The sequence below is a fragment of the Lacinutrix iliipiscaria genome (assembly GCF_042686125.1).
Lineage (GTDB): Bacteria > Bacteroidota > Bacteroidia > Flavobacteriales > Flavobacteriaceae > Oceanihabitans > Oceanihabitans iliipiscarium.
Window position 1 is genome coordinate 30,229 of record NZ_JBHUOV010000001.1, and the last position, 18,843, is coordinate 49,071.

Consider the following 18,843-nt stretch of genomic DNA (forward strand, 5'->3'; position numbering starts at 1 on the left):
ACTTTGTTTGTCCCATAATATATATAATTTAAGACTGATATAAATGTATGTATTATTACGATCCGTGATATTTTTATTGGCAAAAATTTAACTAAAAAAAGTAATAAAAAATTCTGATTTTTATTTTATAACTTTAGACAAATCCTCCTGATATGAAAAAAATAAATTGGCAGTACACCTTTGGCGAGATCTTAATCGTAATTATTGGTATCACTATTGCATTTAGCATGAATAAATGTGCACAAGATACTAAAGACCAACAGCAAAAAAACCAATATCTCACCAATATTAAAAATGATGTCACTTCAGACAAGCTACAACTGGTAAAAAACAATGAAGAAATTAATGAAAAGTTAAACCTAACTAGTGAAATTATTCCTTTACTTGCAACAGATAGTCCTGAGAAAATGCAAATCATTGGGAAAATTTTTAAAGTTGCTAATGTTACTAACTTCACACCAAACAACATCACATATCAAACACTTATTAATTCTGGTGATTTAAAACTTATTGATGATTTTGAGCTTAAAAAAGCCATCGAATTACATTATGCTAATTATGATATCATGTTTAAAGATTATGAACGTCAAGAAACCATACATAAAGAGTATTTAGGCCCTTATTTTATTAATAATGCCGATTATGATGCCATGAGAAAAGGACAATTTGCCTTTAGTAATGAAAAGCTTTTAAAAAACATTATGCAGAGTATGAATGGCTCGTTTATGTTTAAACAAAGAGCAACCGAGAAGGCAATTAAAAGTTGCGATAGTTTACTCCGTGTTTTAGAAAAGTTTTAATTAAACCAAACGGCATAACGCTGGCGTCGTAATTCTAAAGCTAAGGCTTCTTCCTTCTTAAGTGCTTCTGCTCTTGTGGCTATTGGGCCAATATGATTGTATAAGCTTGGTCGAAGATATAGTCCGTACTTCTCAACAATTTTTGATGACAACTTATAACCTTTTTTATTTCTATATCCAGTTTTATGTTGCTCAAATCGTTCTTTAGGTGTTTTACTAGTCATACCAACATACAAACATTGTAATACACCATTAAATTGCGGATTGGCATTTCTAAACTTTGCATTTTCAGTGTAAACGCGTTTAGACAACTCTATAACATAAATACGATATTCCGTTTTTGCCATAATTTAGAGGATATTATCTTTTTGGGTAACGCTCTACATCTTTATACTGCCAAATAAGATTCACAATTTGCCATTTACCATCTAATCGGATTAAATGCAAATACTCTACCCAATTATCAGAAACCAATTTCACATTAGCAATGCGATCATAAATATCTAGTATTTCAATCTGATTATTTGGCTTGAATGGAAATTTAGTATTGGCTTTATTCCACGACTCAGCAAAGCGCATCATATCTTCTCTAGTCGTGGCATTGGCATATTCTGCTTTTAAATTTCTATCATAGCCAATAGTCACTTTATTTAAGCTATCATTCATGACTTCATTCATTAATTCTGGTATCATTTTCTGAAGCGCCACTAAATAACCAAGTGATTTTTTTCTAATGTCTAATGAATCTTGTTGAGAAGCCACTTCTGCCATAACGATAGCAGCATTAGAATAAATATTCCGCCTGTTGATTTCTTTTCCTTCAACATCAAATTGATTAAGTCCTATTTGATTTCCAATACTATCATACACTTTCTCTCCATAGGCAAATCCCCATTGATTCATAACTAAATCATCCTTTTCATCATGATAACTGTATTTAACGTGATTTAAATGTGCATCGTAAGTATCTTGATAGGATGCGACTCCTACCGAATTTGCTTTAGGTTTAAAATTAGCATCCAAGTTATAATGTCCTTTAGGCACATCATTTTTATCAAGTAATATTCCTGTTGTACCAAATTCAAAATAAGGCGAAACATTAACAGCTTCTCCTGCTAAATTAAATCGCTCTTCCACAATAAATTCCTGATGCTTTTTCCAGCGATATTCAGAAACTTTCCATGAAGACTCCATCCGTTTATTTTCAATATCATAAAACACGAGTTGGTACTTAAATCCATCTTTATCATAAGAAAACACTTCTTTATAAACCTCACGATCGTTGGTGATTCTTTTATTATTTATATCATAAAAAACTCTAATCTCATCCCTATCAGAATATGAAATTGACATTCTATAAACACCAATAGAAGCTAAAGGGTGTCGTCTTTCTGTGTGATAATGGTTGTTGATTATTTGCACAAGCCTACCTGACGAATCATATGTAAACACATAATGCGACGTTGATGATGCCTCCGATTTATCTATTGGATGCGTGCCAACAAGCTGAATATATGGCGACACATGGTTATAGCGTAAATGCCTGAAATACTTTTCATCACTATTGTTTTGAGCACAGATAGTACTTGTCGCAATAAAAATAAATACGAGTTTTAATAGTTTCATAATATGTTTTTTGATTGATAAAAAAAGTCCAGATATCATCTATCTGGACTTTAAAATTTACTCTTTATGATCGTCTATCACTTCTTCATCTCGATACTTACAACAAGGATGCACAGTTGCATAAGCTTCGTCTGTTGCTTTTAGCTCTTTAGTGTCATGACCTACTGCTGTAATTCCTTTATGAATTTCATTTAAATTAGTCTTTTCCTCATTATAAATGAGTTGTAACTCATGGGTTTCGATACTCCAAATTGCAGATTTTACACCTTTAATTTTAAAGCATGCTTTTTCTATACGGTTTTTACACATACCACAAACACCATCAACTTCAATGGTTGCCTTTGCATTTTTGTTTTGCGAAAATGATGTAATACCAACAAATAATAAAACGATTAATGCGATTATTTTTTTCATATTGAATTGTTTTTTTCCACTAACGTAGACATTTTTAATTAAACTATTTATTTTATTTTAAATCGTAATCCAGCATAATAATTAGAACCAAATATTGGACCATATACAAATGTAGTATCAAAATTTGAACCAAAAGGATCATCAGCACCTAAAATAGGGTTATCTTGCCTTACATTTGTTACATTTTCACCACCTAAATATACTTCAAATTTTGAAGAAAATACTTTAGTGACTTGTAAATTTAAAGTGCTAACTGTAGGTGAATATTCAGAAAGCTGGTATTGAACAGGATTAGTTTCTGTTGATGAAAAACGCTGTTTTCCTAACCAATTATAAGTTGCATCAAACTTCCATAGTCCTGTTTTACCTTCTTTTACAGGTGTCTCATAAGATGCATTTGCAAAAAACCTGTTTTTAGGTACTAAAGGTTTCTCTAATTTCTCTGATGCGTATTGCGTTTGAACATCATAATATTTGTAAGCCAAACGTAAATCAAAGTGATTAAATACATTGTAATTGACTTCAGCTTGAAAACTATTTGCATAACTATCACCTTCTAAGTTATAAAAACTTACTTCTTGCGGATTCTCATAATCGACAACGATTTGATTTTGGAAATCGGTTCTATAAAAGTCTAGAGTAACATCTGCTTTTCTTCCAAAAAGGTTAAATCCTTGTAAAAAAGACACACCATAATTCCATGCAATCTCTGGATCTAATCCATACACTTCTCCTCCATCATCTAAAACATTTATGATTCTAGATGTAGAAAACATACTTTGATTTTCAGCAAAAATATTTGCGCTACGTTTTCCTCTACCAAAAGAGGCTCTAAAAGCTGATTTTTCCCAAGGTGAATAACGCAAATGTAGACGTGGCGTTAAAAATGTACCTAATAAATTATGAGTATCAATCCGTAATCCTGCAGTTAAGTTAAAGTCTTCTAAATTGTCAAAATTATATTCAAAAAAAGCACCTAACGAGGTCTCTGTACGCTCGTAATCTGTACTAGTAACTAATTCATCATAATGGTCATACGTATAACTTAAGCCTGTTTTAAATTTACTTCGTGAGTCACCAATAATAGAATTATACATGGCATTAGCATAAATACTGTTCTGCTCAATATTGTATTGGTTTAACCCAAAGTAAGAGTCTTGTTTATGATGACTAAAAGCTGTTTGTACACCAACACTCTGCCAAGGAATTTCTGGATTCACATAACCTAATTTTGCAGAAACCTCATAACGACGAGTATCTATTTCACTTCCCCAAGCATTTGTAGTTCCTTTATCTTTTTCTGGATCGAAATCAACTTGACCAGTTTGCTTTTCATCATTTAAAAATTTAAAATTTAAAAAGCTTACAAAACCCTTTTCGGGATTTGTGTACTGCCAGCGATTCATAATATTAATTTGATTATATATTGGCATATCCATAAAGCCATCATCATTAACGTCATGTTTTTCATTATGAGTGTTTCCGTGTAAATACAAACCTGTACTCCATCTATCACTTACTTTGGTATTAAGGTGAGTATTTAATTCAAACCGCTGACTACTTGCACCATAAAGATTTACAAATAATTTATCGTCAGTTGTTGGCTTTACAAGCTCTGCATTGATTTGTCCAGCAATGCTTTCAAAACCATTTACAACACTTCCTGCACCTTTAGTGATTTGTATGCTCTCTACCCAAGTTCCTGGAATAAAACTCAACCCAAAGGCTTGTGAAGCACCTCGAATAGACGGAATGTTTTCTGTTGCGATTAAGATATAAGGACTTGTTAAGCCTAGCATTTTAATTTGCCGTGTTCCTGTTACCGCATCAGCAAAATTGACATCAATTGAAGGGTTTGTTTCAAAACTTTCAGACAGATTACAACAGGCTGCTTTAAGTAATTCGTCACTACTCACTGTAAAAGTATTAGTGGCTTTTAAATACGATTTAGCTGTTGCTTGCTTTCTTGCTGTTACTGTAACTTCATTTAAATCGCTTCTAGCTTCTAAAACGTGATGAATTACTTTAGGCTCAGAGACAGTTAATGTATCTGTTTTATAGCCAACATAACTAATTACCAACTTCTTATATGTTGTATTATATGGAATTGTAAAATTCCCATCAATATCTGAGGTGGTTCCTACAGATGTGTTTAGCCAATATACATTGGCTCCAAACAAAGGAACTTGCTTGCTTTCTTCATTCGTTTCCATAACCATTCCTTTGAGTTCATCTTGTGAAAAAGTTGCAATTGGAAACAGAAGTAATATATATAATATATGTTTCATTTTAATTATAGATTTTTAATAGCATAAGGATTGACATTATAATCATAATGCTATTTTCAATAAACGTCGCTTTAGTCATTGGTAGCTTTAGTGCTGTTCCAAGACAAGCGCATTGAATTGTTTTTTTATCAAGCAAACTTTTAGTGACTCCTACAGTTGTAATTCCTAAAATGATTAGCGTCAGTATTAAAGCAAATGGAATTTGAATTCGCATTAAAAATACGATTCCAAGAGCTAGTTCAATAAAAGGATAAACGCTGCCATACACAGGAATTAGTTTAGCTAAAGGATCATACATTTTAAAAGTTTCAGAAAAACCTTTAACATCTAAAAACTTAAAAAAACTAAAAACCACATAAAAAAGACCCATAAAATCTAGCATGAAATCTGCTGAATCCCAAGGGTTAAGATTAAGTAGTATAGAAGCTCCTAGTATAAATGTAAAGATTAAAAACAGTGGAAAAAGTTGCTGTATAGTCGTTTTATGTTCTTCAATAGCAGAAATGTTTTTAAAAACATTAGCCTGCTTTTTTTCTGAAATAGAATATTTTTCAGAAAGTGCATTTTGTAAAGTATTTATTGAAATGTCATCTGACATCTTAATAGTAACTTCTTGAAGTTCTAAATTTACTGAAGCCTTTATAACTCCTTGTATCGCATTCAATTGCTCTTCAACTGATGCTTTACAACCATTACAGGTCATTCCTGTAACTGTATATGTCTGTTGCATGATTTTTGTATTTGATTTATTAACTATTTATTATTTCCGCAAACATGGTTTTAAAACAAGTTTAGGCGAAAACGTATTAAAATATTAATATATCAAATCAAGAAAGTATCATTAAGTAGTTGTATATCTACAACAAGGTTTGGTGGAGAATAATCTTTATGAGGAATGATTTGCTCTGGCAAACCTTCAAAAAGATTAGTATAGGAGTAAACAAATGATGTTAAAAAAAGTTGCTGTTCAAATTCTAAATCGTCAAAAGTTTTAATTGCTAAATCTTTCTGACCTTGAACAAAATCTATTTGATCTTTACAACAATTCTTTTTTGTGATTGCTGCTTGTTCTATTTCAAATGCTTCCATAGCACATTTTTCTACTTCAGTAAAAATAGAAACATCAACTAAAACATCACCACAAAAATGCTTTTCTATCGTTAGAGATACTGTTGAGAACAGCACTAAAAAGGCTAATGTTACAGCAAAACTTTTATGTAAAACTAGTTTTATCACAAAACAAAATTACAAAAAAGAAAATTGAAAGACCTATTTTTATCATTTGATTAACAAATCATTCATGTTGCTTATAATAAAAAAACGCAGGAATTAAGAGCAATAAAATAAGTGGTTGGATTAAAAATCGTCTGATATTAAAAAACAAGTAATAGTCTTCTTGCTTTGGATTAATTACAAAGTATAAAAACAAAAGCAAAAGAATAATTAAAGCTATGGTATAAATTAAGACTGAGAATTTAATAACGCCTCGATCCTTAAATAATACCCACAACACACCCAGCGATATTACAGAATTAATAACATATCGCAATACAGTAAACATGGTTAATTTAAACGTTTCACGCCTTGGTGAATCTAAATATAAATAGTCGTTACGGAAAAATTCTAAAAAAGGATCATAGAAAAGTTGATCTTCAAACACACGAATAAGAATCAGCAAAACACCTAAAACGGTAAGCAAACCTATTTTTGTTAGTTTATGCATGCTTAGTATTTATTTTAGAAAAACGATTCACCCACACTACCCAAAGTAAGCATACCATTCCATAAATTATTGCTGGAAAAATCACAGTATGTAATATATCTTTTCGCCAAGGATAGTGATATAAGCCTATTGAAAGAATAACTATTCGAACTAAATTAACTGAATAAATTAAGACACTTCCTGCAAGAATATAAATGGCTGTAGTTTTAAATTTTCCAGCAAAAGCAATAATAAAAGATACAAATAAAATAATGATACTCACAGAGTTACAACCTTCTACAACTCGTGCCACATACTTCTCGTTAATAATTAGTTTTAAAGATGCTTCATCAGGATGTGGTATAATTTGCACACGATAGTCTAAAGCTTCTAACATCGCTTTGCTTTGCTTTGCTACCAAATTAGTCATATACTCAGGATAAAACCTAGCTCCAGTAGAATATTGCAAAAGCAGTTTATATGAAAACGTCAAGATGGTATAAACCAATAAAAAGGTTAAAATAAACTTTACTACTGATTTATATTTTAAAAAAAGTTGTTTCAAAATTTATAGTGTTTCGCCCAGTTAAATTTATGTAAAAAGGTCTTAATATTACACCTTTTTAAATACTTTTACCAAAAGTTTTAAACAATGCAATTGGAACAATTAAAACCCAAAATTGAAAATATAATTAGCCAATCTGAATCTTCAATTGATGAAAGATTACGCGCTATTTGCGAGCTGCTTGAAAAAGAAATAACTTACTATAATTGGGTTGGTTTTTATTTTAAAAATGGTGATAAAAACGAACTAAAATTAGGGCCTTATGTTGGTGAGCCTACAGACCATATCATTATTCCTTTTGGGAAAGGCATTTGCGGACAAGTTGCTATAAGCAATCAAAATTTTGTAGTTCCTGATGTATCTGCTCAGGACAACTATATTGCCTGTAGCATTACTGTTAAAGCTGAAATAGTCATTCCTATTTTTGTGAATGGTGAAAACATTGGTCAGATCGATATTGATTCTAATACACCAAATCCGTTTAATGAAGAAGACGAACGTTTTTTAGAATTTGTTTGCGAAAAAGTCGCAAAGCTAATCGCTTAATATTTATTTTTTAGAAAGTCTACATTCCAGTTCTAATCGCTTCAACTGGATCTAATCTTGAAGCTGAAAGCGCAGGAATAACGCCAGAAACTAAACCAATAATTGTGGATAAAATAAATCCTAAAACCATATTTCCAAAAGATAAAACAAACTCAAAACTATCTGTAAGTTGAGTCATTAATAGTGAAATTAACCAGACCAAAACTAAACCAACTAAACCACCAATAACCGCTAAAACGACAGCTTCAAATAAAAACTGAAACATAATAAATCGGTTTTTTGCACCTAATGATTTTTGAATTCCTATTAAATTAGTACGTTCTTTTACACTCACAAACATAATATTTGCGATCCCAAATCCGCCAACTAAAAGCGAAAACCCACTAATAATCCAACCCATAATATTGAGTTGCCCAGTGATATTATCAATTAAATCGGTGAACCCTTGCAGTTCATTAACAAAAAAGTTATTAATCTCATCTGCTTTTAAGCCTCTAAAATTTCGCAATCCTTGCGTGACAACAGCATTAAATTCGGATAAATCCACACCAGATTTTGGTTTTACAACAATAGCAGGAAAAACCATTTTATTATTATCGCCTAATAACCTTCTCACAAAATTAACAGGCAAGAGCGCTGCTGTATCTTTTGAGCCTCCAAACAGGCCAGAGCCTTCTTTTTCAAGCACACCAATAACTGTAAATTTTCTTCCATAGAGCCTAACAATTTTTCCAATAGGATCAAATTGTCCAAATAAACTTTTCGCAATTTCATCACCTAAAACAACAACTGGCGAACCTGAATTAGATTCCGATGCATTAAAAAAGCGCCCTTCTGCTATTTGTAAACTTTCTATATCGTAATAACCACTTGTTACAGCTCCAATTTCTACATTTTCAACAGTATTTCCATCGTATTTTATAGTTTCCTGTTTCACATTTAACGTATATGAAGCCGCTTCTACATCAGGAATTCTATCTTCTATAAATTGAAATTCTTCGTAGGTAACATCAGGAAACTGTTGGCGTTTCCATTGTGGAATATCTGAAGGCCCAAAAGAAAATCGCATAATATAAAGCGTACTATTATCTAAAGAACTAATACTCCCTTTAATATCCTTTTTAAGAGAATCGACTGCAGCAAGCACTGCAATAATTGAAAAAATCCCAATAGTTACGCCTAGCAAAGACAGAAATGTTCTTAACTTATTGTTTTTTAACGCATTAATTGCAAAAGAAAAACTCTCTTTAAAGAGACGTAAATACATTAACATATACAGCTGGTTTATGCTTTTTTAAAGCGTTATAAAGGTAAGACGTTTTTAAGAAACATTCGTTACAGAAAAGTTAAAACAAAATTTAAAAATCAGTTGTTAATAACTCTCCTGTATAGTTGAAAAATCTAACTCCTTTTCATTTATAAAAAACACATTATATGATTACTTTTGTTGCTAAACAACATAACACAAATGAGCAACGAAAAAACGATCAAATCTGCATTAATTTCAGTATTTAATAAAGCTGGTTTAGAACCTATTGTAAAACAATTAAATCATCTTGGTGTGACTTTATATTCTACTGGTGGCACACAAAAATTCATCAACGATTTAGGTATAGAAGTTATTCCAGTTGAAGACGTTACGTCTTATCCATCTATTCTTGGTGGACGTGTAAAAACTTTACATCCAAAAGTTTTTGGTGGTATTCTAAACCGACAAGACCATTCTGGAGATGTTGCCGAATTAGCTGAGTTTGAAATCCCTCAAATAGACTGTGTTATAGTCGATTTATATCCTTTTGAAAAAACGGTAAGTTCTGGCGCAAATGAGCAAGATATTATCGAAAAGATTGATATTGGCGGCATCTCACTTATTCGTGCTGCTGCTAAAAATTTTGCTGATGTGATTTGTGTTTCATCTGTTGATGATTACGCTGAGTTCCTAGAATTAATTACCCATAAAAATGGCAGCTTATCAGTTTCAGACAGAAAACATTTTGCTGCAAAAGCATTTAATGTGTCTTCGCATTATGATACTGCAATCTTTAACTATTTTAACAAAAACCATGACATCGCTGCATTAAAAATAAGCGAAACACAGGGTCAAGTTTTACGTTATGGTGAAAACCCACATCAAAAAGGTTTTTTCTTTGGAGATTTTGATGCTATGTTCACCAAACTTCATGGTAAAGCTTTAAGTTACAACAACCTCTTAGATGTTGATGCTGCTGTTAATTTAATGCTAGAATTTAAAAATGACGCGCCAACTTTCGCCATTTTAAAACACAATAATGCATGTGGTTTAGCACAACGAGACACCCTTCATCAAGCTTATATTGATGCCCTTGCAGGAGATCCTGTTTCAGCCTTTGGTGGTATTTTAATTAGTAATGCGCAAATTGATAAAGACACTGCTGAAGAAATTCATCAGTTGTTCTGTGAAGTAGTAATTGCGCCTTCTTTTTCAGAAGACGCCTTAACTATTCTAAAAGGAAAGAAAAATCGAATTCTTTTAATCTTAAATGATGTAGAGCTGCCACAAACCACAGTGAGAACATGTTTAAATGGTGCATTAGTTCAAGAACGTGACAATAAAACTGATTCCGTTTCAGATTTAACTGATGCGACAAACAATAAACCATCGCAAAGCGAGTTAGATGATTTAATCTTTGCTTCTAAAATATGTAAGCATACCAAATCTAACACCATTGTTTTGGCTAAAAATAAACAATTATGTGCTAGTGGAACTGGGCAAACTAGTCGTGTAGACGCTTTAAACCAAGCCATTCATAAAGCACAATCATTTCATTTCGATTTAAAAGGTGCAGTCATGGCAAGTGATGCCTTTTTCCCATTTCCTGATTGTGTAGAAATTGCTAAAAATGCTGGAATTACTGCAGTAATACAACCAGGAGGCTCTATTAAAGATCAATTAAGCATTGATTATTGTAATGAAAATGAAGTTGCTATGGTATTTACTGGAACACGTCATTTTAAGCATTAAATTTATTACATTTACAAGATTTGAATTATAACCCAATAAATTACTAATAACCTATGGGATTTTTTGATTTCCTAACCGAAGAGATTGCAATTGATTTAGGAACTGCAAACACATTGATTATTCATAACGACAAAGTTGTTGTTGATAGCCCATCTATAGTGGCTCGAGACCGAATGTCTGGAAAAATCATTGCAGTTGGTAAAGAAGCAAGTATGATGCAAGGGAAAACGCATGAAAACATTAAAACAATTAGACCTCTTAAAGATGGTGTTATTGCCGATTTTGATGCGAGTGAACAAATGATAAGTATGTTTATTAAAAACATACCTGCTTTAAAAAAGAAACTCTTTACTCCTGCTCTACGCATGGTTATATGCATTCCATCAGGAATTACTGAAGTTGAAATGCGAGCAGTAAAAGAAAGTGCAGAACGAGTTAATGGTAAAGAGGTGTATTTAATTCATGAACCTATGGCTGCCGCGATTGGAATTGGCGTTGATATTATGCAACCAAAAGGGAATATGATTGTTGATATAGGAGGTGGTACTACAGAAATTGCAGTCATCGCTCTTGGTGGAATTGTATGTGATAAGTCTGTGAAAATTGCAGGTGATGTCTTTACCAACGATATTATTTATTACATGAGAACGCAACACAATTTATATGTTGGTGAGCGAACTGCCGAAAAAATTAAAATTCAAATTGGTGCTGCTACTGAAGATTTAGATCTTCCGCCAGAAGATATGAGTGTTCAAGGACGTGACTTACTTACAGGTAAACCCAAACAAGTCCAAATATCTTATCGTGAAATTGCAAAAGCGCTCGACAAGTCTATTTTACGTATCGAAGATGCAGTTATGGAAACCTTATCTCAAACACCGCCTGAATTAGCAGCAGATATATATAACACAGGAATCTATTTAGCAGGTGGAGGCTCTATGCTTCGTGGATTGGATAAACGCTTATCTCAAAAAACAGATTTACCAGTTTATATTGCTGAAGACCCTTTACGTGCTGTTGTTAGAGGTACAGGGATTACTCTTAAAAACCTTCCAAAATATAAAAGCGTATTGATTAAATAAGCGTTGAAACATGCAGCAAATTATTAACTTTATACTACGTAACAAATCGTTTTTGTTATACTTGTTGCTATTTTCTTTTTCAGTTTTATTTACCATTCAAAACCATTCATATCACAAAAGCAAGTTTGTTAATTCTGCTAACTTTTTATCTGGAGGTATTTATAATTCCGTGAATAATGTGAGCCAATACTTCGACTTAAAAACGCACAATTTACTTTTACAAGAAGAAAACAACAGACTTAAATCTATTCTATTTAATACTAATAAAAATACAGATTCAACTTATACTGATAGTCTTAACTATTCTTCTAATTATAAACTTTCTCCTGCTTTAGTCATAAGAAATAATTATACATTTAGCAATAACATACTCCTTATAAACAAAGGAAAACGCGATAGTATTCAACAAGATTTTGGCGTTATAACTTCAAAAGGCATTCTTGGTATCATTGATCATACTAGTCATAAATACGCTACAGTTTTATCTATTTTAAATACCAAAAGCCAAATTAGTGCTCAACTCAAAAAGACAAGTCATTTTGGTACATTAAATTGGAATGGTAATTCATCAGAATTTGTGCAACTCATAGATATTCCATCTAAAGCGCGATTAATAAAAGGAGACACAATTGTGACTTCCGGACGCTCTGCTATTTTTCCTAAGGGCATTCCAATTGGTACTATTGAAAACTATAAATTAGATGCCGCCGAAGATTTCTACGAAATAAATGTGGCTTTATTTAATGACATGACCAACATAGAGCATGTATATATAATACATAACCTAGATCGTCAAGAAATTAACAACCTTATAAATCCATCTGATGAATAGTGTTATTTCTAGAAACGCATTGCGATTTATAATATTAGTGCTTCTACAAATATTAGTATTATCCTATGTCAACTTTTTAGGGTACATCAACCCATTACTTTATATTCTTTTTATCATTTTATTTCCAGTAAAGAATAATCGAGTAGCATTTCTATTATTAAGTTTTTTATTAGGAATTACTATTGATATGTTTTTAGACTCTGGAGGCATGCATGCCGCAGCTTGTGTAACCATTGCATTTATTAGGCCAGCCGTTTTAAAATTTTGCTTTGGTGCAGTTTATGAACACCAAACTATAAAGTTTAATCAAGTAGAATTTGGCTCAAAACTAACCTACATAACCATTCTTACAGTTATTCACCACCTCATATTATTTCTTTTTGAAGTTTTTAACTTTTCTAAAATAATTTTAGTGCTTCAAAAGACGTTATTCTCAAGTATATTTACTATTATACTATGTGTATTAGTCACCATTATATTCAGTAGAAAAACTAAATGAGACAACTATTACTTTTTATTTCGATTATTTTTGTAGGTCTTCTTTTTATTGCAAGATTGTTTTATTTACAAGTGTATCAAGACCATACTGATAATTTATATGAAGATAATGCTATTCGTAAAGTATATGATTATCCCAAACGTGGTTTTGTTTATGATAGAAACGGAAATCTTTTAGTATCCAACCAACCTTCTTATGATGTCATGGTTATTCCTAGAGAAGTCAAACCATTAGACACCTTAGAGTTTTGCTCACTTCTAAAAATTGATAAAGAACAGTTTATAAAAACGTTTCAAAAGGCATATAGGTATTCTCCTAGATTACCTTATGTTTTCTTACCTCAACTATCTAAAGAAGACTATGCCGTTTTACAAGAAAAAATGCGAAAGTTTGAAGGCTTTTACATCCAAAAGCGTTCTTTACGACATTATGAAACCTCTATTGGAGCGAATGTTCTTGGTGATATTGGTGAAGTCAATCAAAGAATAATGAATAAAAATCCCTATTACAAAATGGGAGATTTAATTGGTATGCAAGGTATTGAAGCGTCTTACGAAGAAATTCTAAGAGGTGTTAAAGGCATTAAATTTATTCAAAAAGATCGGTTTAACCGAAATATTGGACCCTACAAAAATGGTAAATTTGACACCTTACCAGAATCTGGAAAAGATATTAAAATAACTATTGATGCCACTTTACAAGCCTATGGTGAAATTTTAATGCAAAACAAGCGTGGTGGAATTATTGCTATAGAACCTAGTACAGGTGAAATTTTATCAATGGTTGCTGCTCCAACATATAATCCTAATCTTTTAGTTGGACGAGACAGATCAAAGAACTTCACTAAACTTTATAACGATTCTATCGCAAAACCTTTATTTAATCGTAGCCTACAAGGTGTCTACGAACCAGGTTCTCCTTTTAAATTAATGAATGCGCTAGTGGCTTTACAAGAAGGTGTTATTTCAACAGACGAAAAAATAACGTGTTATGCTGGCTATAAATATGGCAACCGATTTATGAAATGTCATTGTAGGGTTGGAACTAGAAACGATATGGTTCATGGCATTCAAGAATCTTGTAATGCCTACTTTGCAACTGTGTATAGACGGATTTTAGATAAACCTGAAAATGCATCAGTTGGTATAGATAACTGGAGCAAACACGTTAAGAGCTTTGGCTTAGGGAATTTCTTAAACAACGACTTATATGTAGGTCAGAAAGGGAGAATTCCTGATAGAGATTATTACAAAGGTATTTATCCTAAAACCTTTTATTCAACTTATACAATATCTAATGCTATTGGTCAAGGTGAAGTTGCAACAACTCCTATTCAGTTAGCAAATATGATTTCTGCAATTGCTAACAGAGGTTACTATTTTACGCCACATATAATCAAAGAAATTAAAGACGAAAAGGTGCCCAATAACTTTACCACTCCAAAATATACAACCATAGAAAAGCAACATTTTGAACCTGTTATTGAAGGTATGCTAAATGTATATAAATACGGAACTGCAAGTCATTTACAGATTCCTGATATAGAGATTTGTGGTAAAACTGGTACAGTTGAAAATTTTGTAAAAATCGACAGTGTAAAAACACAACTCACAGACCATTCCATTTTTGTAGCATTTGCACCAAAAAACAATCCTAAAATTGCCATTGCTGTTTTTGTAGAAAATGGATATTGGGGCGGACGCTTTGCTGGACGAATTGCTAGCTTAATGATTGAAAAATATATTAAAGGATATATTACCAGAAAAGACATGGAAAACTGGCTACTTACCCATAGTCTTGAAAATGAATATGCAAAACCTTATTCTGGAGAACCATTTAATATTAATGCAAAAACCACCTTACAGGTTATTCCTCCTGAAGAATCTAACATCCTAAAAAAAGAAATCGCAAAACTAGAATAATTATAAATGCTTAGACAAACAGATCGATATTTTAAATTTGATTGGGTAACTATAATTCTCTTTTTATTGTTAGTTACATTTGGGTGGCTTAACATTGTATCGGCTTCTCACACTGGAGAAACTATTAGTTATTTTGATTTATCTCAGCCTTACGGAAAACAGTTACTCTTTATTGCCTTAACCTTATTACTCATTGTCTTTATCTTATCTATTGACGCAAAGTTTTACGAAAGGTTTTCCAGTATTATATATATCGTATCCATGCTGTCATTAATTGGCTTATTTCTCTTTGGAAAAAATGTAAATGGAGCAACTTCATGGTATGGTATTGGAGGCATGACTATTCAACCCAGTGAATTTGCTAAAGCAGCTACTGCATTAGCTGTGGCAAAATATTTAAGCGATTTAAACACAGACATAAAAAAACTTAAAGATCAAATTAGAGTCTTTATTATTATTTTTATTCCTGCCTTTTTAATTTTATTACAAAACGATGCTGGAAGCACCATTGTTTATGCAGCTTTCTTTTTTGTTTTATATCGAGAAGGACTACCTAAAATATATTTAATACTTGGATTAATTCTTGTGTTAATTTCTGTTTGTGCATTAAAATTCGGACCGATTATTACTTCTGCATTAACTTTTATTGCTATAGTAATCAACTATATTTTAAAGAAAAAGAAACCAATAATTCTCAAACCAATAATCACTGCTTTAGTTTGTATAATAGTTGCTTTTGGTGTAAAATTCTTCTATCAAAATGTGCTTCAACCTCATCAACAAGATCGTATTAGTTTATGGTTAAGATTAGAAAAGGATCCTGAAAAAATAGCTCAGATGCGTCGTGATATTTTATATAACCTTTATGAATCAGAAAAGGCCATTAGCTCTGGCGGTTTTTTAGGTAAAGGATTTTTAGAAGGCACCAGAACTACTGGTAAATTTGTACCAGAGCAACACACCGATTATATTTTTAGTACTGTAGGTGAAGAATGGGGCTTTTTAGGAAGTATTTTTGTGGTTATCGTTTTTGTGCTTTTACTCATTCGCATCCTACGATTAGCTGAATTACAAAAGTCACAATTTAGTCGTGTGTATGGTTATTCTGTTGCTTCAATTTTATTTATTCACTTTATGATAAACATTGGGATGGTTATGGGCTTAATACCTACAGTTGGTATACCTCTACCCTTTTTTAGTTATGGTGGATCAGGACTGTGGGGCTTTACCATTTTACTTTTCATTTTCATTAAACTTGATTCTAACCGAATTAACGAATGGTAAATATCTAACTATCAGCAATCTAAAATATTGTAGATTATAGGATATTATCTACCTTTCATCTAAAACACAAAGTAATTAACTCTTAAAATTAAAAGCTATTTAATATCTTTTACCTTTAAAAGTATTCTTTCTATTTAGAATATTTAATTAACTAAAAAACTTAAACGATGAAAAAATTATTAGCAGAATTTATTGGTACTTTCTGGTTAGTCCTTGGTGGATGTGGTAGCGCAGTTCTTGCTGCTGGAATACCAGAATTAGGTATTGGCTTTGCAGGTGTTGCTCTAGCCTTTGGTTTAACTGTTTTAACTGGAGCATATGCTTTAGGTCATATTTCTGGAGGCCACTTCAATCCTGCGGTCTCTATTGGACTTGTTGTAGGTGGACGCTTTAATGCAAAAGAATTGCCTGGGTATATTATTTCTCAAGTTCTAGGTGGTATTGCTGGCGCTGGAGTTTTATACTTAATAGCAAGTGGTCAAGACGGCTTTAGTTTAGCTGGCGGATTTGCATCTAATGGTTATGGAGAGCATTCGCCAATGGGTTATAATATGACTGCTGCTTTGGTTACAGAAATTGTAATGACATTTATGTTTTTAATTGTTATCCTTGGAGCTACTCATAAAAATGCTTCTCCTGGTTTTGGTGGTTTAGCCATTGGTTTAGCTTTAACATTAATTCATTTAATAAGTATTCCAGTTACCAATACATCTGTTAATCCTGCTCGAAGTACGAGCCAGGCTGTATTTGCTGGTGGATGGGCTATAGATCAACTTTGGTTATTTTGGGTAGCTCCAATAGTTGGTGCAATTCTAGCTGGAATTGTTTATAAATTTATGGCTCCAAATAAAGATTAATTTTAAATTTTTATCATAAAAAAAGCGCATTTAAAATGCGCTTTTTTTATTTTAATTAACCTTAGATTTATTCCTTTTTTAAATCTAGCTTTTCTGCAAAATAATCGCAGAAATCTTTCATTGTCGCTGTCATCTTTTCATCTTGAGTTGCTCTATTAAATGTATTTGACATGGCCACTAGGGTTTGATGAAAAAATATTTTCATTTCATCTACAGGCATGTCTTTTGTCCATAAATCAATACGCAACATTTCTTGAGCTTTACTATCCCAAACAGAGAGCATCATTGCTTTTGCATCTTCTTTAGAAATCCCTCCATCTTCAGCAGACCAGGTCAGTTTTTCTGGAACTCTATTTTCATCTAATTCAACATTAAGCTCTATTTTTGATGTAATTTTAGTCATTATAAATGGGTTTAAATTTTGATTCGTTAAATATATTTTCCGCATTAGTAGTTAACATCTCCTTTAAACTCGCATCGTTATTTTTCATATAGGCTCTTACGATTTGCCAGCCAATATACTGACCTATTCGCCCAGGTGATTCCTGATCAATTTCTTCTAAATAGAATTTTGAAAAAGGTGCTGGATTTATAAACCTATTTGGGAGCTTTGAATCTGTACTAAACAACAGTTCCTTCTCGACAAGATAACTCCAAATCTGAGCTTCATTTGCTATAGACCAATCTATTTGATCTTGGGTATAACCTATTTTCGCGGCATCAGTTTTAAAAGGAATCATCACATCTTTAAAATACAATTGTTTTCCAAAGAAAATCATTTCATCTAATAAGGTCTTATTTTGTTTAGGAAAAATATAACCTTTAGCATATTCAGAAGCCATATCAACTACAATTTGTTGACTTGTAAAATTAGCTCTTAAATATTTTTGAATACCATCATAAAAATAGTGATCGCTACCCAAGTAAGTATCGATAGATATTAATGTAATTGTGTCTGTTACAATAATTTTGTTTCGATAATCTACAAACGAAGTTGCGGCAACTAAACGCGGTGTTTTAAACTCAGGAAAATAATATTTTAAATGCTGAAATAAACTTTCAACTTCGCCTTCAACAACATTAAGATTTGGATAAGCAAGCTCTACTTCTTTATTTAATTCTAACTGTAAAGTATCTTTCATTTTTTCTATCCAAAAAGCATCCTCATACTTTTTTGAAAACATAAAGGGAAAAGCAGCTTTTAACTTAGGGAGTTCTGTTGGTTTAGCATGAGCAAATGCTAAATCAAATCGCTCAATAGCTACAGACATTTCTATCTCAGAAATTTCTTTTTCAATTTGAGATTCGCGCTTACATGATACACATAAAATAGCAATGAAAAGGAATAAAATAATATTCTTCATAAACTTATTTTTATTAATTGAGCTATTGGTTTATTTTTGTTTGACAAAGGTAATATACTTT

At 31.9% G+C, this 18,843-nt stretch carries 20 protein-coding genes; 9 read left to right on the forward strand and 11 right to left on the reverse strand.

Annotated features, from left to right (window positions below; all coding sequences use genetic code 11):
- The first annotated feature begins 152 nt into the window (after nucleotides 1–152).
- Nucleotides 153–800: a DUF6090 family protein gene (locus tag ACFS5M_RS00140; protein ID WP_183484058.1), complete on the forward strand. Its 648-nt coding sequence runs from the start codon at nucleotides 153–155 to the stop codon at nucleotides 798–800.
- Here ACFS5M_RS00140 and ACFS5M_RS00145 read toward each other — a convergent pair.
- The 8 genes from ACFS5M_RS00145 to xrtF form a co-directional block, all read right to left on the reverse strand.
- Nucleotides 797–1,147 carry a ribose-5-phosphate isomerase gene (locus ACFS5M_RS00145; RefSeq protein WP_183484060.1) on the reverse strand — a complete coding sequence of 117 codons (351 nt, stop codon included), beginning with the start codon at nucleotides 1,145–1,147 and terminating at the stop codon, nucleotides 797–799. The two genes, ACFS5M_RS00140 and ACFS5M_RS00145, sit on opposite strands and share 4 nt — an antisense overlap.
- A gap of 13 nt (nucleotides 1,148–1,160) precedes the next feature.
- Entirely contained in the window at nucleotides 1,161–2,426 is a 1,266-nt protein-coding gene (locus tag ACFS5M_RS00150) for a nuclear transport factor 2 family protein (protein WP_183484063.1), read from the reverse strand.
- Nucleotides 2,427–2,483: 57 nt separating this feature from the next.
- Nucleotides 2,484–2,840, reverse strand: coding sequence for a heavy-metal-associated domain-containing protein (locus tag ACFS5M_RS00155; protein ID WP_183484066.1), 357 nt, complete (start codon nucleotides 2,838–2,840; stop codon nucleotides 2,484–2,486).
- A gap of 47 nt (nucleotides 2,841–2,887) precedes the next feature.
- Entirely contained in the window at nucleotides 2,888–5,128 is a 2,241-nt protein-coding gene (locus tag ACFS5M_RS00160; RefSeq protein WP_183484069.1) for a TonB-dependent receptor, read from the reverse strand.
- Between the two features lies 1 nt (nucleotide 5,129).
- On the reverse strand, nucleotides 5,130–5,858 hold the full coding sequence (locus tag ACFS5M_RS00165) for a heavy-metal-associated domain-containing protein (protein WP_183484072.1): 729 nt from the start codon (nucleotides 5,856–5,858) through the stop codon (nucleotides 5,130–5,132).
- Nucleotides 5,859–5,950: 92 nt separating this feature from the next.
- Nucleotides 5,951–6,364 (reverse strand): HYC_CC_PP family protein, encoded by a 414-nt coding sequence (locus ACFS5M_RS00170; protein ID WP_379897559.1) that lies wholly within the window; start codon nucleotides 6,362–6,364, stop codon nucleotides 5,951–5,953.
- Between the two features lie 58 nt (nucleotides 6,365–6,422).
- Nucleotides 6,423–6,851, reverse strand: coding sequence for an exosortase F system-associated membrane protein (locus tag ACFS5M_RS00175; RefSeq protein WP_183484075.1), 429 nt, complete (start codon nucleotides 6,849–6,851; stop codon nucleotides 6,423–6,425).
- Nucleotides 6,844–7,395, reverse strand: a complete 552-nt coding sequence (gene xrtF, locus ACFS5M_RS00180) for an exosortase family protein XrtF (protein WP_183484078.1) — start codon at nucleotides 7,393–7,395, stop codon at nucleotides 6,844–6,846. Before xrtF ends, ACFS5M_RS00175 begins: the two co-directional genes overlap by 8 nt.
- An 87-nt stretch (nucleotides 7,396–7,482) precedes the next feature.
- Here xrtF and ACFS5M_RS00185 point away from each other — a divergent pair, with 87 nt between their 5' ends.
- The gene (locus tag ACFS5M_RS00185; protein WP_183484081.1) at nucleotides 7,483–7,941 is read left to right on the forward strand and encodes a GAF domain-containing protein; all 459 of its coding nucleotides are present in this window, start codon (nucleotides 7,483–7,485) and stop codon (nucleotides 7,939–7,941) included.
- A gap of 19 nt (nucleotides 7,942–7,960) precedes the next feature.
- Here ACFS5M_RS00185 and ACFS5M_RS00190 read toward each other — a convergent pair whose 3' ends face one another.
- Complete coding sequence (locus tag ACFS5M_RS00190) at nucleotides 7,961–9,214, reverse strand: ABC transporter permease (RefSeq protein WP_183484084.1); 1,254 nt, start codon at nucleotides 9,212–9,214, stop codon at nucleotides 7,961–7,963.
- A gap of 195 nt (nucleotides 9,215–9,409) precedes the next feature.
- On the opposite strand from ACFS5M_RS00190, the gene purH reads away from it, so the two are divergent.
- From purH to aqpZ, 7 genes are all read left to right on the forward strand, one after another.
- Nucleotides 9,410–10,942, forward strand: coding sequence for a bifunctional phosphoribosylaminoimidazolecarboxamide formyltransferase/IMP cyclohydrolase (gene purH, locus ACFS5M_RS00195; RefSeq protein ID WP_183484087.1), 1,533 nt, complete (start codon nucleotides 9,410–9,412; stop codon nucleotides 10,940–10,942).
- Between the two features lie 53 nt (nucleotides 10,943–10,995).
- A complete protein-coding gene (locus ACFS5M_RS00200; RefSeq protein ID WP_183484090.1) occupies nucleotides 10,996–12,024 on the forward strand; it encodes a rod shape-determining protein in 1,029 nt (342 codons plus the stop codon).
- A 10-nt stretch (nucleotides 12,025–12,034) separates the two neighbouring features.
- Nucleotides 12,035–12,856 (forward strand): rod shape-determining protein MreC, encoded by an 822-nt coding sequence (gene mreC / locus ACFS5M_RS00205; protein WP_183484093.1) that lies wholly within the window; start codon nucleotides 12,035–12,037, stop codon nucleotides 12,854–12,856.
- Entirely contained in the window at nucleotides 12,849–13,355 is a 507-nt protein-coding gene (locus ACFS5M_RS00210; RefSeq protein WP_183484096.1) for a rod shape-determining protein MreD, read from the forward strand. The genes mreC and ACFS5M_RS00210 overlap by 8 nt, the downstream gene beginning before the upstream one ends.
- Nucleotides 13,352–15,277 (forward strand): penicillin-binding protein 2, encoded by a 1,926-nt coding sequence (mrdA, locus tag ACFS5M_RS00215; protein WP_183484098.1) that lies wholly within the window; start codon nucleotides 13,352–13,354, stop codon nucleotides 15,275–15,277. Before ACFS5M_RS00210 ends, mrdA begins: the two co-directional genes overlap by 4 nt.
- Before the next feature lie 6 nt (nucleotides 15,278–15,283).
- Nucleotides 15,284–16,561, forward strand: coding sequence for a rod shape-determining protein RodA (rodA, locus tag ACFS5M_RS00220; RefSeq protein ID WP_183484101.1), 1,278 nt, complete (start codon nucleotides 15,284–15,286; stop codon nucleotides 16,559–16,561).
- 167 nt (nucleotides 16,562–16,728) lie between these two features.
- Nucleotides 16,729–17,418: an aquaporin Z gene (aqpZ, locus tag ACFS5M_RS00225; protein ID WP_183484105.1), complete on the forward strand. Its 690-nt coding sequence runs from the start codon at nucleotides 16,729–16,731 to the stop codon at nucleotides 17,416–17,418.
- Nucleotides 17,419–17,485: 67 nt separating this feature from the next.
- Here the strand turns inward: aqpZ and gldC are convergent, their stop codons facing one another.
- Together gldC and gldB are read right to left on the reverse strand one after the other, a co-directional pair.
- Nucleotides 17,486–17,821 (reverse strand): gliding motility protein GldC, encoded by a 336-nt coding sequence (gene gldC, locus ACFS5M_RS00230; protein WP_183484108.1) that lies wholly within the window; start codon nucleotides 17,819–17,821, stop codon nucleotides 17,486–17,488.
- Nucleotides 17,814–18,782 (reverse strand): gliding motility lipoprotein GldB, encoded by a 969-nt coding sequence (gene gldB, locus ACFS5M_RS00235; RefSeq protein WP_183484111.1) that lies wholly within the window; start codon nucleotides 18,780–18,782, stop codon nucleotides 17,814–17,816. Before gldB ends, gldC begins: the two co-directional genes overlap by 8 nt.
- Nucleotides 18,783–18,843 lie beyond the last annotated feature (61 nt).

What these genes read in the sequence shown, in the direction of transcription:
- ACFS5M_RS00140 (WP_183484058.1), top strand. Translation starts at nt 153, where the DNA reads ATGAAAAAAATAAATTGGCAGTACACCTTTGGCGAGATCTTAATCGTA.
- ACFS5M_RS00145 (WP_183484060.1), bottom strand. Translation starts at nt 1,147, where the DNA reads ATGGCAAAAACGGAATATCGTATTTATGTTATAGAGTTGTCTAAACGC.
- ACFS5M_RS00150 (WP_183484063.1), bottom strand. Translation starts at nt 2,426, where the DNA reads ATGAAACTATTAAAACTCGTATTTATTTTTATTGCGACAAGTACTATC.
- ACFS5M_RS00155 (WP_183484066.1), bottom strand. Translation starts at nt 2,840, where the DNA reads ATGAAAAAAATAATCGCATTAATCGTTTTATTATTTGTTGGTATTACA.
- ACFS5M_RS00160 (WP_183484069.1), bottom strand. Translation starts at nt 5,128, where the DNA reads ATGAAACATATATTATATATATTACTTCTGTTTCCAATTGCAACTTTT.
- ACFS5M_RS00165 (WP_183484072.1), bottom strand. Translation starts at nt 5,858, where the DNA reads ATGCAACAGACATATACAGTTACAGGAATGACCTGTAATGGTTGTAAA.
- ACFS5M_RS00175 (WP_183484075.1), bottom strand. Translation starts at nt 6,851, where the DNA reads ATGCATAAACTAACAAAAATAGGTTTGCTTACCGTTTTAGGTGTTTTG.
- ACFS5M_RS00185 (WP_183484081.1), top strand. Translation starts at nt 7,483, where the DNA reads ATGCAATTGGAACAATTAAAACCCAAAATTGAAAATATAATTAGCCAA.
- ACFS5M_RS00190 (WP_183484084.1), bottom strand. Translation starts at nt 9,214, where the DNA reads ATGTTAATGTATTTACGTCTCTTTAAAGAGAGTTTTTCTTTTGCAATT.
- purH (WP_183484087.1), top strand. Translation starts at nt 9,410, where the DNA reads ATGAGCAACGAAAAAACGATCAAATCTGCATTAATTTCAGTATTTAAT.
- ACFS5M_RS00200 (WP_183484090.1), top strand. Translation starts at nt 10,996, where the DNA reads ATGGGATTTTTTGATTTCCTAACCGAAGAGATTGCAATTGATTTAGGA.
- mreC (WP_183484093.1), top strand. Translation starts at nt 12,035, where the DNA reads ATGCAGCAAATTATTAACTTTATACTACGTAACAAATCGTTTTTGTTA.
- ACFS5M_RS00210 (WP_183484096.1), top strand. Translation starts at nt 12,849, where the DNA reads ATGAATAGTGTTATTTCTAGAAACGCATTGCGATTTATAATATTAGTG.
- mrdA (WP_183484098.1), top strand. Translation starts at nt 13,352, where the DNA reads ATGAGACAACTATTACTTTTTATTTCGATTATTTTTGTAGGTCTTCTT.
- rodA (WP_183484101.1), top strand. Translation starts at nt 15,284, where the DNA reads ATGCTTAGACAAACAGATCGATATTTTAAATTTGATTGGGTAACTATA.
- aqpZ (WP_183484105.1), top strand. Translation starts at nt 16,729, where the DNA reads ATGAAAAAATTATTAGCAGAATTTATTGGTACTTTCTGGTTAGTCCTT.
- gldC (WP_183484108.1), bottom strand. Translation starts at nt 17,821, where the DNA reads ATGACTAAAATTACATCAAAAATAGAGCTTAATGTTGAATTAGATGAA.
- gldB (WP_183484111.1), bottom strand. Translation starts at nt 18,782, where the DNA reads ATGAAGAATATTATTTTATTCCTTTTCATTGCTATTTTATGTGTATCA.